Origin of the sequence: Sinorhizobium mexicanum (genome assembly GCF_013488225.1) — a bacterium.
GTDB lineage: Bacteria > Pseudomonadota > Alphaproteobacteria > Rhizobiales > Rhizobiaceae > Sinorhizobium > Sinorhizobium mexicanum.
In genome coordinates this window covers 2,204,292-2,222,779 of record NZ_CP041238.1, presented here as the reverse complement: position 1 = coordinate 2,222,779, position 18,488 = coordinate 2,204,292, and the positions used below count along the sequence as shown (strand labels likewise).

The 18,488-nt window shown below is 61.4% G+C and carries 18 protein-coding genes; 10 read left to right on the top strand and 8 right to left on the bottom strand.

Features of this window, described 5'->3' with window-relative positions:
* Positions 1-9 precede the first annotated feature (9 nt).
* Positions 10-696 (top strand): 5,6-dimethylbenzimidazole synthase, encoded by a 687-nt coding sequence (bluB, locus tag FKV68_RS10455; protein ID WP_180937784.1) that lies wholly within the window; start codon positions 10-12, stop codon positions 694-696.
* A gap of 95 nt (positions 697-791) precedes the next feature.
* On the opposite strand, the gene FKV68_RS10450 is transcribed toward bluB, so the two are convergent.
* The 4 genes from FKV68_RS10450 to FKV68_RS10435 form a co-directional block, all read right to left on the bottom strand.
* Positions 792-1,922 (bottom strand): DUF2865 domain-containing protein, encoded by a 1,131-nt coding sequence (locus FKV68_RS10450; RefSeq protein ID WP_180937783.1) that lies wholly within the window; start codon positions 1,920-1,922, stop codon positions 792-794.
* Between the two features lie 187 nt (positions 1,923-2,109).
* Positions 2,110-2,754, bottom strand: a complete 645-nt coding sequence (locus FKV68_RS10445) for an acyl-homoserine-lactone synthase (protein ID WP_180937782.1) — start codon at positions 2,752-2,754, stop codon at positions 2,110-2,112.
* 155 nt (positions 2,755-2,909) lie between these two features.
* The gene (locus FKV68_RS10440; RefSeq protein ID WP_180937781.1) at positions 2,910-3,647 is read right to left on the bottom strand and encodes a helix-turn-helix transcriptional regulator; all 738 of its coding nucleotides are present in this window, start codon (positions 3,645-3,647) and stop codon (positions 2,910-2,912) included.
* A gap of 171 nt (positions 3,648-3,818) precedes the next feature.
* Entirely contained in the window at positions 3,819-6,125 is a 2,307-nt protein-coding gene (locus tag FKV68_RS10435; RefSeq protein WP_180937780.1) for an NADP-dependent malic enzyme, read from the bottom strand.
* A gap of 176 nt (positions 6,126-6,301) precedes the next feature.
* On the opposite strand from FKV68_RS10435, the gene FKV68_RS10430 reads away from it, so the two are divergent.
* Together FKV68_RS10430 and FKV68_RS10425 are read left to right on the top strand one after the other, a co-directional pair.
* A complete protein-coding gene (locus FKV68_RS10430; protein WP_180937779.1) occupies positions 6,302-7,147 on the top strand; it encodes a UDP-2,3-diacylglucosamine diphosphatase in 846 nt (281 codons plus the stop codon).
* A gap of 172 nt (positions 7,148-7,319) precedes the next feature.
* Positions 7,320-8,540, top strand: coding sequence for an MFS transporter (locus tag FKV68_RS10425; protein ID WP_180937778.1), 1,221 nt, complete (start codon positions 7,320-7,322; stop codon positions 8,538-8,540).
* On the opposite strand, the gene dgcA is transcribed toward FKV68_RS10425, so the two are convergent.
* The gene (gene dgcA / locus FKV68_RS10420; protein ID WP_180937777.1) at positions 8,492-9,475 is read right to left on the bottom strand and encodes an N-acetyl-D-Glu racemase DgcA; all 984 of its coding nucleotides are present in this window, start codon (positions 9,473-9,475) and stop codon (positions 8,492-8,494) included. The two genes, FKV68_RS10425 and dgcA, sit on opposite strands and share 49 nt — an antisense overlap.
* A 195-nt stretch (positions 9,476-9,670) precedes the next feature.
* On the opposite strand from dgcA, the gene FKV68_RS10415 reads away from it, so the two are divergent.
* The 4 genes from FKV68_RS10415 to FKV68_RS10400 all read left to right on the top strand — a co-directional run bounded on the left by FKV68_RS10415 (position 9,671) and on the right by FKV68_RS10400 (position 14,022).
* Positions 9,671-10,825: an ABC transporter permease gene (locus FKV68_RS10415; protein WP_180937776.1), complete on the top strand. Its 1,155-nt coding sequence runs from the start codon at positions 9,671-9,673 to the stop codon at positions 10,823-10,825.
* 12 nt (positions 10,826-10,837) lie between these two features.
* On the top strand, positions 10,838-11,650 hold the full coding sequence (locus FKV68_RS10410; RefSeq protein ID WP_180937775.1) for an ABC transporter ATP-binding protein: 813 nt from the start codon (positions 10,838-10,840) through the stop codon (positions 11,648-11,650).
* A 299-nt stretch (positions 11,651-11,949) separates the two neighbouring features.
* On the top strand, positions 11,950-13,320 hold the full coding sequence (locus FKV68_RS10405) for an MlaD family protein (protein WP_180937774.1): 1,371 nt from the start codon (positions 11,950-11,952) through the stop codon (positions 13,318-13,320).
* Positions 13,321-13,404: 84 nt separating this feature from the next.
* A complete protein-coding gene (locus FKV68_RS10400) occupies positions 13,405-14,022 on the top strand; it encodes an ABC-type transport auxiliary lipoprotein family protein (RefSeq protein WP_180937773.1) in 618 nt (205 codons plus the stop codon).
* A gap of 62 nt (positions 14,023-14,084) precedes the next feature.
* Here FKV68_RS10400 and FKV68_RS10395 read toward each other — a convergent pair whose 3' ends face one another.
* Complete coding sequence (locus tag FKV68_RS10395) at positions 14,085-14,363, bottom strand: BON domain-containing protein (RefSeq protein ID WP_180937772.1); 279 nt, start codon at positions 14,361-14,363, stop codon at positions 14,085-14,087.
* A 192-nt stretch (positions 14,364-14,555) separates the two neighbouring features.
* Complete coding sequence (gene hemF, locus FKV68_RS10390) at positions 14,556-15,467, bottom strand: oxygen-dependent coproporphyrinogen oxidase (protein WP_180937771.1); 912 nt, start codon at positions 15,465-15,467, stop codon at positions 14,556-14,558.
* A 305-nt stretch (positions 15,468-15,772) separates the two neighbouring features.
* Between hemF and FKV68_RS10385 the strand changes: the two genes are divergently transcribed.
* The gene (locus FKV68_RS10385; protein WP_180937770.1) at positions 15,773-16,033 is read left to right on the top strand and encodes a hypothetical protein; all 261 of its coding nucleotides are present in this window, start codon (positions 15,773-15,775) and stop codon (positions 16,031-16,033) included.
* Between the two features lie 61 nt (positions 16,034-16,094).
* Here the strand turns inward: FKV68_RS10385 and soxR are convergent, their stop codons facing one another.
* Positions 16,095-16,586, bottom strand: a complete 492-nt coding sequence (soxR, locus tag FKV68_RS10380) for a redox-sensitive transcriptional activator SoxR (protein ID WP_180937769.1) — start codon at positions 16,584-16,586, stop codon at positions 16,095-16,097.
* A 79-nt stretch (positions 16,587-16,665) separates the two neighbouring features.
* Here soxR and FKV68_RS10375 point away from each other — a divergent pair, with 79 nt between their 5' ends.
* The gene (locus tag FKV68_RS10375; protein ID WP_180937768.1) at positions 16,666-17,241 is read left to right on the top strand and encodes an NADPH-dependent FMN reductase; all 576 of its coding nucleotides are present in this window, start codon (positions 16,666-16,668) and stop codon (positions 17,239-17,241) included.
* Positions 17,238-18,476, top strand: a complete 1,239-nt coding sequence (locus FKV68_RS10370) for an MFS transporter (protein WP_180937767.1) — start codon at positions 17,238-17,240, stop codon at positions 18,474-18,476. Before FKV68_RS10375 ends, FKV68_RS10370 begins: the two co-directional genes overlap by 4 nt.
* Positions 18,477-18,488 lie beyond the last annotated feature (12 nt).

Genomic DNA, 18,488 nt, shown 5'->3' with positions numbered 1-18,488 from the left:
GATCGAACGATGCTGCCTGAACCGAAGGGCTGCCTGACGGCGGCCGAAGCCTTTTCGCCGGACGAGCGTGCCGCCGTCTACCGCGCAATCGAAACACGCCGCGACGTGCGTGACGAATTCCTTCCCGATCCACTGCCGGACGAACTCATTGCTCGCCTGCTTGGCGCCGCCCACCGGGCGCCGTCGGTCGGCTTCATGCAGCCTTGGAACTTCGTGCTCGTCCGTCAAAAGGAGACGCGAGAGAAGGTCTGGAAGGCGTTCGAGCGCGCCAACGAGGAAGCGGCGCTGATGTTCTTCGGCGACAGGCAGGCGCAATACCGGTCGCTGAAACTCGAAGGCATTCGCAAGGCACCGCTCAGCATCTGCGTCACCTGCGATCGCACGCGCGGTGGAGCGGTCGTGCTTGGACGGACACACAATCCGCAGATGGATGTCTATTCGACCGTCTGCGCGGTCCAGAACCTCTGGCTTGCCGCACGCGCGGAAGGTGTCGGCGTCGGCTGGGTCAGCATTTTCCACGAGCAGGAGATCAAGTCGATTCTCGGCGTGCCCGAGCATGTCGAAATCGTTGCCTGGCTTTGCGTCGGATTTGTCGACCGGCTCTATCAGCAGCCGGAACTCGCGGTAAAAGGATGGCGTCAGCGCCTGCCTCTCGAGGACCTTGTCTTCGAGGAAGCGTGGGGCATTCAAGGATAAACAGTTCGTGAGTTCAATACGATAGACGTCCTACCTGCACTACTTTGAAAGCATGGGATGTGGCGGGCCCAATCGGTCGAGTTGCCGCTGAAAGCTCAATTGCCCTGGGTCGGCTGGTAGCTCGGGCCAAGTGGATGTTTCAGGTCGATTGCGCTTTTTTCCTGCGGCAGGAATGTCGGGCCTACGACGCGGACTTTGCTGTTCGCCGGGTCGTAGGGTCTCTCAGGCCCCGGCTTTGCCTGTGCGGATCCCTGAGCCGGCTTCCGGTCGCCATTGATCGTGATGATCGAGGGCTCGCTGCCTGTCGTCGCCTTGCCGCGATCTTGCGTTGCGGTAGGATTCGGAATCCGGCAGCCGCAAACCCCTGGCGCGCCGACGCCGCGCGCCCGGTAGGCGAAGGCCGTCGGCAACTCGGTATAGGGCCTTCCGGTCGAGGCCGAGACCATCTGGTCGGCCTCCTCCGTCTCAAGGACGTGGTAGTAAAGTTCCGTCTCTGCGCCGGGGCAGCGTGCCTGGCAAAGCTCGGCGTCACGGGCAAAGTCCGACGGCGTCGCATTTGACGAGATCGGGAAAAACGCTCCGTCGCAGGTGCGTACGCACATTGTCCTGAGACTGCCAATCGGCTCCTCGTGCAGCAGCGGAAAATCCTGCATGTCGCTGTCGTCATTCAGCAGCGGATAATCCTCGCTATCCGGCGGAAGATCCCTGAGGATATTGCGGTGGAACTCGGCATCATCGACGGCCGCGCTGGCGAACTCGTCCTGCTCCTCTATTGGATATGGGCCGCCGCGGGCCTCGTCGTGGCAGCCGTTCAGTTCCAGCGCCGCGAGAATGCGCCGGCGCGTGTCGCCCATGTCGCCCGATATCAACGAGCGGCGATGCGCCTTCAGCCTTTGAAGGTTGTCCTCCATGCGGGCGATGGTGTCATCAAGCGCCGTGCATGCATCGTCGTTTTCGCCACCAATGACGACGACGCTGCCGGTGCTGCATTCCATCCGGCGTCGCTCATTCTTGGCCCGGCGGAGCTCGATGTTCTGGCGGGAGACGGCGCCGGTGAAATCGCGGAGGTTGGCGGTCGGAGCGACGATCGTGGAAAGATCGGTAAGCCGTTCATTCAGACGTTCACAAACGGTCGACGCCGACGCGCCGCCTGCGATTGCCAGCAGCGCCGGGAGCAAGGCGACCGCCGCACATTTGAGCTTCCGGTACACGAAACTCCGGGACACTGGCGCTTGTCTCTTCTGCTTTGGCGCGCGGTCCCTTCTTTGAGGACGTTCGCCGCCGCCAACTCCTGTTTCCCCTTATCATAAGGCCTTGACGTAACAGCGCAACGTCAAGGCGAAGTTTTACGTTAACATGGCAAACAGCAGGCGACGGAAGGGCCGGGCCGCGAACGCGGCCCGGCAAGAGGTGTCAAGCTGCCCGTGCTGTTTCGAGCGACATCGGGCGCTCAAGCACGGTGCCCTCGATCGCGGCGACCTGCTTCATTGTTTCGAGCAGCTCTCGGGTCACTTCCCACGCCACGGCCACGGCGTAGACGGAGCCGATCCGGTGCGGGTCGGCAATGCGTTCTCCGGGGCAACCCATCCGACGGAACATCCTTTCCAGGAACACGTCGGTCACGGTGACGATGTGGCTGATGCCGGAGGCAAGGCCAAGCTCACCCACGCCACACATCAGTTCCGCAGCAGCGACCGTCACCTGGTTCGACGAGCGATCCTGCGAGATATCCGGTTCGATGCAGAAGCGGCTCGATTCCCACACGGAGGCGCTGCGGATCTCAGGGTTGTCGCCGAGCAGGATCGGAAACGTATCGTCCAGCATGTTCGGCCCAAGGGTTGGCAGGAGCCGCAGCGATCCGCGCAATTTTCCGGTATCCGGCGCGTAGGACATTACATAGAGGGGGTTTGCCTTGTCGTAGTGGTCGATTTCCCACTCGCCGTCCGTCTTCACGTCCCACTTCAGGAAGTCGTGGAACACGCGCTTGCGCAGCCGGAACATTTCGTCGATGGCCTGCGGGTGCCGTCCGCGAGCGTTACCGTTCACAATCCTGATCATCTTTCGCTCCATCGTTATTGCGCGATATGGGGCGATGCTGTCAGGCTCAAGTGACACATGTAACTGTCGGTAGTGACAGTTCAAAAGCCGATTTTTTCCTACTAAATTTGCGGGGCTTTTGTCGGAAGGGCGGCGGTGATGGTTAATTCGACCCGTCAGATGGTAGGGATCAGGGCGTGACGAACCGCCTGTGCCACGGCTTGCGTATTGGAGACGACGTTCAACTTGCGGCGCGCATTGGTCATGAAGAAGCGGACCGTACGCTCGGAGATGCCGAGGATCGTGGCAATTTCCCAATAACTCTTGCCGGCCGCCGACCAGGTCAATACCTCGGTTTCGCGACCTGTAAGACGCATGTCGCGCTCATCGATCGCGCCGGCCGTGGCCGCATGCTCCAACATAGACGCGTGGAAGAGGTTGGCGGCCAGCTGAAAGTCGCGCAAGTGGCAACGTCGGTAGATGGACCATTCCACGGGCGACATGTTGGCGTTGATGGCGAGAAGTGCCATGCGTCCGGCGGGGGAAGGCAGCGGCAGCGCGACGCCTTCCGCCGAAATTCCGATCTCCTCCGCTGCGTGAAAGAGCGGTTCGCACTCCGGAAAGCGTCGGCGGGCGGTCGTCCATTCGACAGGTCTCACGCCGCCAAGCGCAAGTCGCAGGATCGGATCGATGCGGTGGAGAGCTCTCGTCCGATAGATTTCGGCGGCATAGGCGCCGAACGTGTGGTGCAGACGGCAGACCTTCAGGCCGTCGGCAAGGGGTTCAGCTTCCAGATATAGCAGGTGCGCGATCTTGAAAGTGCGGCGCATCAACGCGAAGAATTGCTCGGGTTCAGCGCAGCCCCCGTACTCCACAATGTCCAATAGATCGAGGACAGCCTGTTGATCCGTCATGCCCAACACCGAATCTTGCCCCTAGATAAGCATGGTAATGGGGGCATGCTTTGTCTAGTGCAATATTTCGTAAACGCTGCAAACTATTGCCCTTTCTAAATTCATGGTTGAATTTTGATCGGGATAAACGTCAGCGCCGCCCGGTCGGCAGCGCTGACGTGTGCCTATCCGTTACACCGGATGGCTTGCCTCGACGACCGCAAGAGCGGCCATGTTGACTACGCCGCGCGATGTGACCGACGGCGAGAGAATGTGCGCCGGCAGGGCGGAGCCGAGGAGGATCGGCCCGACATGCAGGCTGTCCGTCATCGTCTTGACCACACCAAGCGTAATGTTCGCCGCATCCAGATTGGGGAATACGAGCAAGTTGGCTTCGCCGTTAAGCGCGCTGTCCGGCATCACACGCTGACGTAGTATCTCGGAGATCGCGGAGTCGCCGTGCATTTCGCCGTCGACTTCGAGGTCGGGTGCAAGTTCACGTACAAGCTGCAGTGCCGCGCGCATTTTCGAAGCGCTTTCGGAGTCGCGCGAACCGAAATTCGAATGCGATACGAGCGCCGCACGCGGCGTGATGCCGAAGCGGCGGATTTCTCCGGCCGCCATCACGGTCGTCTGCGCGATCTCCTCGGCGCTCGGATTGTAGCTGACATAGGTGTCGGTGAAGAAGGTGGCGCCGCGCTGCGAGATAAGCAGGCTCAGGGCCGAGAAGTCGAGAACACCCGCGCGCTTGCCGATGATCTGCGAAACGTCACGCAGGTGCTTGCTATAGCGTCCTTCCACGCCGCAGATCAGCGAATCCGCTTCACCTCGCTTGACCGCAAGCGCGCCGATCACCGTCGTGTTCGTGCGCACAATCGTACGCGCCGCTTCAGGAATGACGCCGCGGCGGCCGACGAGTGCGAAATAATCGTCGACGTAGTCGCGGTAGCGCGGGTCGCCCTCGGGATTCACGACCTCGAAGTCGACATCCGGGCGAATCCGGAGACCGTAGCGCCGCAGACGCGTCTCGATGATCTGCGGGCGGCCGATCAGGATGGGATTGGCGGTGCCTTCCTCCAGCAGCACCTGAGCGGCGCGCAACACCCGTTCGTCTTCGCCTTCGGCAAAGATGACGCGGTTTTTCGGGGCGTTCTTGGCCGCCGCGAAGACCGGCTTCATGATGAAGCCGGAGCGGAAGACGAAACGGTTCAGTTTATCGAGGTAGCCGTCGAAATCCTGGATCGGGCGGGTCGCGACGCCGCTTTCGGCCGCAGCCTTGGCGACGGCCGGAGCGATGCGGAGGATCAGCCGCTGGTCGAAAGGCGAGGGGATGAGGTAGTCTGGTCCAAACACCGGCGTCTCACCGGAATAGGCGCGGGCGGCGACATCCGACGGCTCCTCGCGCGCAAGGCCGGCAATTGCCCGCACCGCCGCCATTTTCATCTCCTCGTTGATCGTGCGCGCGCCGCAATCGAGGGCGCCACGGAAGATGTGCGGGAAGCAGAGGACGTTGTTGACCTGGTTCGGGAAATCGGATCGTCCGGTGCAGATCATGGCGTCTGGCCGGGCGGCGCGGGCCACCTCCGGCATGATCTCGGGAGTTGGGTTGGCAAGCGCCATGATCAGCGGCTTCTCGGCCATCTGGGCAAGAAGTTCGGGCTTCAGCACGCCGGCGGCGGAAAGCCCGAGGAAGACGTCGGCCCCGCCGATGCTGTCGGCAAGCACCCGCTTGTCGCTGTCCTGTGCATAGACGGACTTCCACTCGTCCATCAGCGTTTCACGTCCCTTGTAGACGAGACCCTCGATATCGTGGACCCAGATGTTTTCCCGCTTGGCACCGAGCGTAACGAGCAGGTTCAGGCAGGCGAGGGCGGCCGCGCCCGCGCCGGAGGCGACGATCTTCGCCTCGGCAATATCCTTGCCGGCAAGTTCGAGGCCGTTCATAACGGCGGCAGCAACGATGATCGCGGTGCCGTGCTGGTCGTCGTGGAAGACCGGTATCTCCATCTTCTCGCGCAGGCGCCGCTCCACCTCGAAGCATTCCGGCGCCTTGATGTCCTCGAGATTGATGCCGCCGAACGTCGGTTCCAACGCCGAGACGACATCGACCATGCGATCGACGGTCGGCGCGTCGATCTCGATGTCGAAGACGTCGATGCCGGCGAATTTCTTGAACAGCACGGCCTTGCCTTCCATGACCGGCTTAGAGGCGAGCGGGCCGATGTTGCCGAGGCCGAGAACGGCCGAGCCGTTGGAGATCACCGCGACGAGGTTGGCGCGCGCGGTGAAATCGGCAGCAGCTTCGGGATTGTCCCTGATCGCGATACAGGGCGCGGCGACGCCGGGCGAATAGGCGAGCGCCAGATCGCGCTGGTTGCCGAGCGGCTTGGTCGGCTGGATCTCAAGCTTGCCGGGGCGCGGGTAACGATGGAAGAAAAGCGCCTGCTGGTCGATGTCCCCGCTTGCCGGTACCGGTTTCACTTTGTCGCCCGTATTCATGCCTTGCATTCCTTCTTCTTGATCGGCGCCTTTTGGCATGAATTGCGGGCGGCGTACAGTTATGCTCTGGTTCATTTCCGACACCGGATTTGTCGCACGCACATGTCGTGTCATCTTCCTGAAACACGAGTCTGGTTTTGACGGTCATCAAAAGGATCAACCAAGACGAGGCTCGCATGACCGCGGCATCGGCATCCCAACAGAACTCGGTCCGGAAACTGCGGACGCTCTTCATCTCCGACGTCCATCTGGGCTCAAAAGCGGCGAAAACCGATTACCTGCTCGACTTCCTGCGCCATCACGAGGCGGAAACCATCATCCTCGTCGGCGACATCGTCGACGGTTGGCGCCTGAAGCGCAGCTGGTATTGGCCGCAGCCCTGCAACGACGTCGTCCAGAAGCTGCTGCGCAAGGCCCGCAAGGGCTCCCGCATCATCTACATTCCCGGCAATCACGACGAGTTCATGCGGGATTTCCCGGGCGTCCATTTCGGCGGCATAGAGGTGGCCCAGCGCCACATGCACAAAGCCGCCGACGGCCGCACCTATCTCGTCCTGCATGGCGACGAATTCGACGTCGTGGTGCGCAATGCGCGCGTGCTCGCCTATCTCGGCGACTGGGCCTACGACATGGCGATTGCCATCAATATCGGGCTGGCCGCGATCCGCCGCCGTCTCGGCATGCCGTACTGGTCCTTTTCCTCCTGGGCAAAGCTGCAGGTCAAGCACGCGGTGAATTTCATCGGCGAATTCCAGAAGGTCGTAGCCGACGAGGCGCGCCGCCACGACGCGCAGGGCGTCATCTGTGGCCACATTCACCACGCGGTGATCGAGGACATCGGCGATATCCGCTACATCAACACCGGCGACTGGGTCGAAAGCTGCACGGCAATCGCCGAGCATCACGACGGCAGGATGGAGTTGATCACCTGGCACCGGATGCGCGGCGGCATGATCGAGGTGGAAGCGTCGGATGAGGCTGAAAGGATGCTGGCGCATATCCTCGCGCCACAGGCGGCCTGATTCCTAAATCGGCTACGATTTAAAGGAAACATGCGGCAGCGGAATGCGGCGCCAGACGGTTTCGTATCTTTCTCTTCGTTCTTTTCAGAGAACGGCCTGTGGCGAAAACTAGCTTATGGTGAGTTGCGGCGCGGTTGTGCTAGAGGATGGCCTACAGCCATCAGGTCACTCCATGATTCCCTCATCCGCGCCCTCGAATGTGGGGCCTCCGCCGCGTCGTTTCGCGCTCCGCATAGCGCTGCTCTTTTGCGCGCCGTTGATCGTCAACGGCTTTGCCATGCCGTATTTCCCGGTCTGGCTCAGCACCATGTCGATGAGTGATTTCGAGATCGGCGTCGTTCTCGCCGTCCCGATGTTCATTCGCGTCATTACAGCGCCGCTCGCCGGTTTGCTTGCGGATCGGATCGGCGAGCGGGTGATCGTGTTGATCTGGTCGGCCGTCCTGTCCCTCGCGACCGCCTTCATTCTTTTCTACGCGCACAGCTTCTGGCCAGTTCTCATCATCTACGCGCTGCAATCGGCGGTCTATTCGCCCTACGTGCCGATCGTCGAGGCGATCGCGCTTTCGGGCGTGAGGCGCTGGGGCTTCGACTATGCCCATATGCGCGTCTGGGGATCGGTCGCCTTTATCGGTGCGACCATGCTTGGCGGCTGGATGATCGGCAGGTTTGGCGGGCCCATGGTCTTGCCGGCGATGGCCGCGGGCTTCGGACTGATGATCGTGATCGCTCTTTTGGCGCCGCGCGTCGGGCGGCCGCGCCGGCCTTCGCCGATCACGGCGCTGACCGAACCGCCGCCGAAATCGCTGCGCCAGCCTGATCTGCAGTTGCTGCTGATCGGCGTCACACTGGTCAACAGCAGTCATGCCATGCTCTTCGCTTTCTCGGCCATCTACTGGCAGCACATTGGCTTCAGCGGTACGCAGATCGGGGCTCTGTGGAGCGCCGGCGTGGCAGCCGAGGTGCTGATGTTCTTTTTCGCCAAGGCAATCATCCGGCGCTTCAGCGTATGGACGATGATCTTCTCCGGCTGCGGACTTGCCGTCGTCCGCTGGCTGATCTTCCCGATGGATCTCGGTTTCTCCGGCTATTTCGTGCTGCAGTGTTTCCACGCCTTCACCTATGCGATCATGCATACGGGCATGCAGCATAAGCTTGTGGAGAGGGTTGCGGAGGAGCAGGAGGCGTCGGCGCAGGGCCTCTATTTCTTCTACACCGGCTTCTTCACGGCGATATTCACGTTCCTCTCGGGCTATTTCTACGCCTGGTTCGGCGTCAACGGCTTCTATTCGATGTCGGCCGTCGCCTTCACCGGCTGCTGTTTCGCCTTTGCCGGCTGGTACCTTCAGCCCCAAAGACTGGCATCAGGTGGAAAGACGAGAGAAGCTTCGTAGCGCAGGCCCGGCTTGCAGTCTTCCGCGAGCAGGAGCGGGCCATCGAGATCGACGAAATCGACGCCCTGGGCGACGAGCATCGCCGGCGCCATGGCGAGCGAACTGCCGACCATGCAGCCGACCATGATCTTGAGCCCAAGCGCCTGGGCTGCGGCGCGCATGCGAAGCGCCTCGGTCAGGCCGCCGGTCTTGTCGAGCTTGATGTTGACGGCATCGTAGCGTCCGACCAATGCCTCGAGATCGTCTGTTCCATGCACGCTTTCGTCGGCGCAGACCGGAACCGGGCGCGCAATCGAAGCGAGCGCCTGGTCGCGTCCTGCCGGTAGCGGCTGCTCGATGAGGGAGATGCCATTTTCCGCGCAGGTGGCGAAGTGGACGGCGAGGTTGTCCTCAGTCCAACCCTCGTTCGCGTCGAGGATTATCCGGCTTTCCGGCGCTCCCTGGCGGACGGCGCGAATGCGCGATGTATCGTCGGCAGTGCCGACCTTCACCTTCAACAGCGCGCGATGGGAATATTTTTGTGCCTGCTTCATCATCTGCTCCGGCTCGCCGAGAGAGAGGGTGTAGGCGGTGGTGAGGGGGCCGGGAGCGGCGACACCGGCCAGTGCATGGACGGGCTTGCCAATTTGCTTCGCCTCAAGGTCCCAAAGGGCGCAGTCGACCGCATTGCGGGCAGCGCCGGGCGGCATCGCCTGCTGGAGACCAGCGCGAGTCAGGCCGGCCTCGACCGACGGACGTACGGCCTCGATAGCAGCCAGGACAGATTCGAGCGATTCGCCATAGCGGGCATAGGGTACGCATTCTCCCCAGCCGGTCGCGCCGCCGTCGCTGATCTCGCAGGTGACGACACTCGCCGTCGTCTTCGAACCGCGGGAAATCGTGAAGACGCCGGCGATCGGAAAGTGCTGGACGGTTGCGGTAAGCGAAAGTGGCATTGGATCTTCTCCGACGGGGCCGTGGACGGCAGCTTCGCCATCACGCGCTCTGCATTTTGGGAACTTATTTGAGCAGTGTAGCTTTTCAGCCGCACAAAGCCCGCTTTACGACTTTGAATTTCTGCATGATTTGGTCCTTAGATCGAATCTGGTTTAAGGAATTATGCAAAAGCCAACCGGGAAGACCAAGATCACGTGACGCGTTCCCAATCCCAGATCGTTGCAGATGTCACGCTCGATGAGAGCGCCGGAGCAGAAGGCCGGCGCTATGTCTTCAGCGGCAACTGGCGACATGAGACAGCCGAGGAGATGGCCGCGAAGCTGAAGAAGCTTGGGCGGCCCTCGGGTGGCCGGTATGAGTTCGATTTTTCCGGCGTCACGGCGATGGATACGGCGGGCGCCTGGATCATCCGCCGCTTCATGAACGGTATTGGCGGCGAGGCGGGTGCGGACGTGCATTTCGCAAGTGGCGGCCAGCGTTATGTCGAACTCGTGCAAGCGCTGCCGGCGAAATTGCGCTCTCCCGAGCGCGACACAGTGAAACCTCCGCTTTTCCAGTGGCTGTTCGCGCCGCTTGGCGAGGTGGTCGTGTCGATATGGACGGATACGGTCGCGGCGATGTTCATCCTGGGCTCGGCAGTGCGCGGGGCTCAACTCAAGCTCGGGCGTCATGCGGGGGTTTCTCCCGCCGCCATCGTGCACCAGATCGACCGCATGGGCGTCATGGCCGTGCCGATCATTACGCTCATGTCGTTTCTGATCGGCGCCATCATCGCGCAGCAAGGAGCCTTCCAGCTCCGGTCCTTCGGCGCCGAGATCTTCGTCGTCGACCTGGTCGGTATTCTGCAGTTGCGCGAAATCGGGGTGCTGCTGACCGCGATCATGATTGCCGGCCGGTCCGGCAGTGCGATCACGGCCGAAATCGGTTCGATGAAGATGCGCGAAGAAGTGGATGCGCTGAAGGTCATGGGCTTGAGCCCCGTCGGCGTTCTGGTCTTTCCGCGCCTCGTGGCGCTCACGATCGCGCTGCCTCTGCTCACGATCATCGCGAACTTCGCGGCGCTGGCCGGTGCGGCGCTCGTTGCGTGGAGCTATTCGGGCATCACGTTCGCGACATTCCTCTCGCGGCTGCAGGAAGCCGTCGACTTCTCGTCGGTAGCGGCGGGCATGATCAAGGCGCCATTCATGGCACTGATCATCGGCGTCGTTGCCGCCGTCGAGGGGCTCAAGGTCGGCGGCAGCGCCGAGTCACTCGGACGTCGCGTGACGTCGTCGGTCGTCAAATCGATCTTCGTCGTCATCCTGGTCGACGGGTTGTTCGCCATGTTCTATGCGGCAATCGACTTCTGAGGCGGACGGAACATGGTTCAGGCAGTTATGGAAAAGCAAACGGACAACCCGGCGGAACAGCGCGAAGCCGTGCTTTCCGTTCGAGACCTTACGGTCGGTTTCGGCGACAATATCGTCCTCGACAAGCTCAATCTCGAAGTGCTGCGCGGCGAGATTCTGGGCTTCGTTGGCGCTTCTGGTACCGGCAAATCAGTGCTGATGCGCACAGTGCTCAGGCTATTGCCGAAGCGTTCAGGCACAATCGAGATCCTTGGGGCCGAATACGACAAGATGAGCGAGGCCGATCGCATCGCACTCGACATGCGGCTCGGCGTTCTTTTCCAGCATGGTGCGCTCTTCTCCGCCTTAACGGTGCGGGAGAATATTCAGGTGCCGATGCGCGAATATCTCGATCTGCCGCAGGACCTCATGGACGAGCTTGCGCGGCTCAAGGTCGAATTGGTGGGCCTGGCGCCGGAGGCCGCGGATAAGTATCCGTCGGAGCTGTCAGGCGGCATGATCAAGCGCGCGGCGCTTGCGCGCGCGCTCGCCCTCGATCCGGATCTCGTCTTTCTCGACGAGCCGACCTCGGGTCTCGATCCGATCGGTGCTGCGGAGTTCGACGAGTTGATTGCCAAGTTGCGCGACACGCTTGGATTGACCGTGTATATGGTGACTCACGATCTGGACAGCCTGTTTTCGGTCTGCGACCGGATTGCGGTTCTCGGAAAGAAGCGCGTTCTGGTTTCCGGCACGATCGAGGACATGCTCGCCTGTGAAGAGCCATGGGTGAAGTCCTATTTCCGGGGCAAGCGCGCGAGGTCGATCGTTCGCGAACATGACTGATGTTCGCAAGGTGCAAGGTGACAAGCTTCGGACAAGCCCGCTTGTCGAAGCAGTGTGAATGAGCGGCTACAGCGCCGCGCGTCTCACCAGACGCGCAAAGGACGCTGTAGCGCTTTGAATTGCTGCATGTTTTTGTCCTTAAATCGGCTACGATTTAAGGACAAATGCAGTAGAGCATCCCGCTTTCAAATCGAGTCGTTGAAAGCGGATAAGATGCGCTAGAATCAAAGTGCTAGAGCTCCTTTGTGCATTCATTTGAACGCACGGCGCTCTAGAAGTCGCGAAGGTAGTCGGAGCCAATGGAAACCAAAGCGAACTATGCCATTGTCGGCTTCTTCACCGTACTCGTCATCGCGGCCGCGTTCGGATTCGTCTACTGGATGTCGCAGTATGGGCGAAGCGGCCAGATGGTTGAGCTGATCGTCAACATCCCGGGCTCGGCCAATGGCCTTTCGGTCGGCTCGCCGGTGCGATTCAACGGTATCAACGTCGGCACCGTCCGCAACCTCGCGATCGATGCGAACGATCCGCGCTTTTCGCTTGCCATCACCGAGGTTTCCGCCGACGCGCCCGTGCTGAAATCCACCAGGGCCACGCTTGAGGTGCAGGGCTTGACCGGTGCTGCCTATATCGAACTCAGTGGCGGCAACAAGGGCGACGAGAACATCCTGAAAACCGCCCTTGAAAACGGAACGCAGGCTCGCATCCTTGCCGATCAGTCGAGCGTCACCAGCTTGCTCGCAACTGCGGACGCGATCCTCGACCGCGCGAACAGCGCCATCACCGATATACAGGGCTTCGTCACGGACGTACGCGGCCCACTCACCACGACGATCGGCAATGCCGAGCGCTTTTCCAAGGCGCTTGCCGACAACTCCGGCGCGATCGACGATTTCCTGAAGAGTGTCGGGGAACTCTCGACAACGGTCAGCGCCGCATCCCAGAAACTCGACGCGACGCTTGCGGCCGCCGACACGTTGATCAAATCGGTTGACCCGAAGAAAATCGACCGCATCGTGAGCAATGTCGAACAGGTAAGCAATGACCTCAAGAACGCCTCCGGTGGCGTTTCCGAGACGATCGCCTCCTTCCAGCGGACGGTGGAGACCTATCAGGAGGTGGGCAGGAACGCCCAGCAGACACTGAAGCGCGTCGATACACTGATCGAATCGGTCGATACCCAGAAGGTCAAACTGGTCGTCAACGACATCTCGGCCGCGAGCGCCGATGCCCGCCAGACCGTCGCGCGGATATCGGACTTCGCGTCGAAGATCTCCGCACGGCAGGAGGATATCGACCAGACGATTACCGATTTCACGCAGATGTCGAACAAGCTGAACGCGGCATCGAACCGGGTCGACGGCATTCTGGTGAAGATCGACGGCTTCCTGGGCGATGCCAACGCGCCGTCGCTTTCTGCCGAGGCGCGTTCGACGCTCGAGGCGTTCCGTAAGGTGGCCGACAGCCTCAATGCGCAGATCGGTCCGATCACCGAGAACCTGAGGCGTTTCTCGAATTCGGGACTGCGCGACGTGGAGGCCTTGGTGACCGAGACACGCCGTACAGTGCAGGGCCTGGAGAGTACGATTTCAAACTTCGATAGAAATCCGCAGAGGCTGCTTTTCGGGGGCGAAACGGTAAAGCAGTATGATGGCCGCACGCGGCGGTGATTCGCGTCGATCGAGTGTTGCAAGCGGTATGCACCCGACGGGTAGACTGAGAATTGCGCCGGAGTGGATGGGGATATTGGCAGTATGGATTTTCGGGGGCTGGTAGTTGTGCGTAGGGGGAGGGCGACCCGGTCTGCCGTAATCTTCTCATTGGCTATGGCGCTCGCGGGTTGCGGCACGCGCGCCGCCGTCAACGATACGTTCAGTCTTGCGTCGGTGCCCATCGTCCAAGGGCAGGCATCGACCAAGAGACAGATCCTCGTGCCCGAGCCCGCCGCGCTGCAGACCCTCAACAGCGATCAGATCGTAATCCGGCTGTCCCGGTCGGAATTGCAATATCTCGCAAAGGCTCAATGGGGCGACCGGCTCCCGAAGATGGTGCAGGACAAACTCGTCCAGACCTTTGACAATTCCGGCAAGGTGGGAGGCGTCGGCAGGCCGGGCCAGGGGCTGGCAATCGACTACCAGCTCATCACGGAAATCCGTTCCTTCGAGATTTCCACCGAAGGGGCGGATACGGCGGTGGTTGAGATCTTCGCAAAGCTGCTCAACGATCGGGACGGGACGGTTCGGACGCAAAAGGCATTCCGGGCTGTCGCGCCGGTACAGGGCGCAGGCAGCCCCGCCTTCGTCGCCGCCCTCGACGCGGCCTTTGCGCAGGTCGCAGGCGAGATCGTCGGCTGGACGCTCAGCTCTATCTGAGTGCTGAATTTCAGGTTCTTCGCCGTTTCAGTTTACGCGGATAATGGCCGATGGCGCGCCGTTCAGCCCGTGCCGACTTTCGAAATCTCGATGTGGTTGATCACCTCGGCAACACCCTCGACGGCCGCTGCTGCTTCCTCCGCGCGGGCAACTTCATCGCTGGTCGCCACCGTTCCGCCGAGCACGACCGTGTTGCCCCTGCAGGTGACCGTGACGTCAATCGCGTCGAGCCCCTGCGAGACAGCAAGATAATGCGCAACGCGGCGTTCGAGTTCAGCGGGCTGCTCGGCCGGCTGTCTCTCCGGGTCGTCGCCGAAGAACGTTCGTTTCTTGAAAACCATGCGCCGGTCCTTCTCTCTACTGCTTGTTTGCCTAAATCGCAGCCGATTTGGATAAAAACATGCAGCATTTCAAAGTGCTACAGCGCCCCTTTGCGCGTCTGATGACACGAGCGGCGCCGTAGCGAGAAGAACGCTGGTCGCGGGGATTTTGTTCACATCGTTTTGCTCGACACGCGCGACGCCAGTTTCGCGTCAAGGCCAGCGCACAACCGGTGGCAGGGAGGAGAGGATCGATTCTACGTTCCCGCCAGTCTTGAGCCCGAAAATCGTACCACGGTCGTAGAGCAGGTTGAATTCGACATAACGCCCTCGGCGAACTAGCTGCTCGTCACGATCCGCTTCCGTCCACGGCGTATTGAAATTTGCCCGGACGATTTTCGGATAAACAAGTGCAAAGGCTTTGCCGACATCGCGGGTAAAGGCGAAATCCGCCTGCCAGCCGCCGACTTCATCATCCGAACGCAGCCAGTCATAGAAGATCCCGCCAGTGCCACGCGGTTCGTTCCTGTGCTTCAGGAAGAAATACTCGTCGCACCATGCCTTGAACTTCGCGTGATCGGCGACCGCGTGGCGGCTGCAGGTGATTTCCATCGCCCGGTGGAAGAGCGCCGTATCCGGATCGGTCATCACACGTCGGCGGTCGAGAACCGGCGTGAGGTCGGCACCGCCGCCGAACCAGTTGCTGGTCGTCACGACCATGCGAGTATTCATATGCACGGCGGGGACGTTGGGGTTGACCGGATGGGCGATCAGCGAAATGCCGGACGCCCAGAAGCGCGGGTCTTCGCTGGCACCGGGAATCTGGCCGCGAAACTCGGGAGAAAATTCGCCGTAGACGGTCGATGTGTGGACGCCGACCTTTTCGAAGACGCGACCTTCCATCATCGACATACGGCCACCACCGCCGGCCCCGCCCTCGCGCAGCCAATCCTTGCCGACGAAGCGGCCCGCTGGCTGATCGGAAAGCGGTCCGGTCAGGTCGTCCTCGAGCGCCTCGAAGGCCGCGCAAATCGTGTTGCGCAGACTTTCGAACCAGGCCTTCGCCTCGGCCTTCTTCTCTTCGATGTCGGCAGGCAGGCCCTGCGGCAATTGCGGTCTTTCCATGGGAATTCAGCTTCCATTCGCAGCTTCTCGCACGGGAAAAGCCGCCGATTCGAGTGGTTTCGCCACAGTTCATATTTTTGCCCGAATGGCAACGGCAGCGCGACGCCATGGACAGTCTACCGCAGGAATGAGCCCTAGATGGGAATGATTTGGCCAAGACGGAATCGTCGTCGGCTTGATGTCAGTTATGCGAGAACGCCTGCGGAAGGATTGCCGGCTCGGCGCCTGAAAAGATCGGCGCGTCCTCCGGCGAGGGCTGGCAATGGCGTCGCGGTCATCCTATCTTCGTTGCAGAGGTATCGCCCATGGCAAGAATACCCGCAGGACCGCCGCTCGAAGGCTTGCGGCGTCAGATTGCCCGGCACCGCCGGGAAAAACCCACGCGGAGCGACAGGCTCTTCGTGAGGGAGACGTTTCGGCTCGAGCGAAGCGCGGCCCGCGCCAAGGCGCGCGAGTGGTTCGAGACCTGGCCCAAGGCGGCCTATTGGACCGAGGTGGAAAGCTGGCGCCAGCTCGACGGCGATGAGATCGAGTTCACCATGCGCCGGCTACCAAGCGCCGACTGATTCCTGCCGACTCCGCTTCTCTGCTCCCTTGGCACCCTGGCAAGCATGGTTGCGCTCGACCTTATGAGGCGGCTTGACGTTGATCCGTTCCATCCATCGGATCAATCAGGCGCGGACCGGCTCCTTCACCGCCGAGCACGTCGTATGGATTGCGCAAGGGACACTCGCGCATCGAAAGGCAGCCACAGCCGATGCACCCCGTCAGATGGTCCCGCAGCGCCGTCAGCTTGGCAATGCGCTCGTCCAGATGATGTCGCCAGGTGATGGAGAGTTTCGTCCAGTCCTCGACCGTCAACGGCCGATCATGGGGCAAGACGGAAAGCGCCGATTGAATCTCTGCCAGCGGAATACCGGTGCGCTGAGCGACCTTGATCACGGCAACGCGCCTAAGCACCGCGCGCGGATAGCGCCGCTGGTTGCCGCGGCTGCGGTTGCTTCTGATCAGCCCTTTGGTTTCGTAAAAATGGAGCGTGGAGACCGCAAGACCGCTGCGTTCGGCGACCTCGCCGACCGTCAACTCCCGCGCAATATCGCCGACCTTGCCTTTTTCCATGGGATCCTATTGACCTCAACTATGGTTGAGGTTCTATAGCATGAGCTCCCTGATAGCGACAACAAGGAGCTGATTCCACATGACAGAGAAGATGACCCTGGCTGTGATCTACGGCAGCGCACGGCAGGGCCGGTTTTGCGATACGGTCGCGAGTTGGCTCATCCGTGAAATTTCGACCTCCAGCGTCTTCAGCCTGACGATCATCGATCCGGTGAGATTCAGGACCTCTCGCGGTGCCGAAAAAGCGGTCGACCCTGCCGAATGGATGGAGCGGAAGGTCGCCGAGGCGGATGCCTTCATTGTCGTCACACCCGAATACAATCACGGTTATCCGGCCGCGCTGAAGGAGCTGATCGATTCGGTCTACGAACCGTGGCACGCGAAGCCGGTTGCCTTCGTTTCCTATGGTGGCGCATCCGGCGGCATCAGAGCGGTTGAGCAGCTCCGTCAGGTTTTTGGCGAACTGCATACGGTCACCTTGCGTGACGGCATCACCTTCCCGAAAGCCTGGTCGAAATTCGATGCAGCCGGAAACCTCTACAAGCCTGACGAGATGCAGGCACCGTTGTTCCTGATGATGGATCGGCTGACCTGGTGGGCGCGCACCCTGAAGAGCGCCCGCAAGACGACGCCTTACACCGAGATTGCGGCATGAGTGGCCCAACCTTCCATGTAGCAGTAGCCGCAGAAGGCGTGCTTTCCGCCGAAACCAGGGGCCGCAATCTCACGCTTCTGTGTGTGAGCGCCTTGACCATCATGTCGGGCGCGACGCTCTCCGCTTCCTTGCCCGGCATCGAGGCTCACTTCGTCGAGACCGAAGACGCGGCGCTCCTCAGCCGGCTGATGCTGACGCTCCCGGCGATATTCATCGCCGGACTCGCACCCGTTGCGGGCCTCATTGCCGACCGGTTCGGCCGAAAGCGGCTCTTGCTTCTGTCTCTTGTCGTCTTCGCGCTTGCCGGATCGTCGGGCCTCGTCCTTGACAGCCTGCCGGCCTTGCTTGTCGGCCGCGCAGTGCTCGGCGTTTCCGTCGCCGGCATCATGACGACGGCAACCGCGCTGGTCGGCGATTTCTTCGAAGGGGTCGCGCGCGACCGTTACATGGGGTTCCAGGCCGCTTTCGTCGGTATCGGCGGAGCCATCTTCCTGTCGGGCGGTGGTCTGCTCGCCGACATCCATTGGCGCGGACCATTTGCGATCTATTGCCTGGCTTTTGCGCTGTTGCCGGCAGTCTTGGCGCTAATCCCGGAGCCGCACAGACACCGCGCCGCGCCGATTGCGGATGTCAAACGGGAGGAACGCCGCGGCATTACCCTGCCGCTCGTCTTGCTGCTTTTCGCGGCATGCCTGCACTTTGCGATCTTCTACATGCTGCCGACACAGTTACCCTTCTATCTCAAAAACCTCGGTATCGTGCAGCCGAGCCGCGCCGGCATGGCGATCGGAGCGGGGCAGGTGGTTGGCGTCCTAGCGGCGCTTTCCTTTTCGCGGGTGAGGAGCCGGATCGGCCGGATGGGCGTCTTTGCCCTTGGTTTCGCAGCGCTCGGCGCTGGCTACATAGGATTGGGAAGCGCCCAATCCTATGCCGGCATCCTTGCCGCAACGGCGATAACCGGGATCAGCATGGGGTTGATGACGCCGAACCTCTCGGCTTCGCTGCTCGCGATCGCGCCGCCGGCACTGCGCGGGCGACTTTCGGGAGCCCTGATCGCCGCAATCTTTGCCGGCCAGTTCATCGCACCGCTCGCAAGCCAGCCGTTCGTCCGTGACTGGGGCTATGCAGCCGCGTTTACGGGCGCGGGTGTTTTGCTCGGCGCCCTCGCGCTGGTCTGCCTCGTAAGCCGGATGCTGCTCGCTGTGCGTCCCCGGAGACAAGAGGACAGGATATGACGTTCTTGCCCA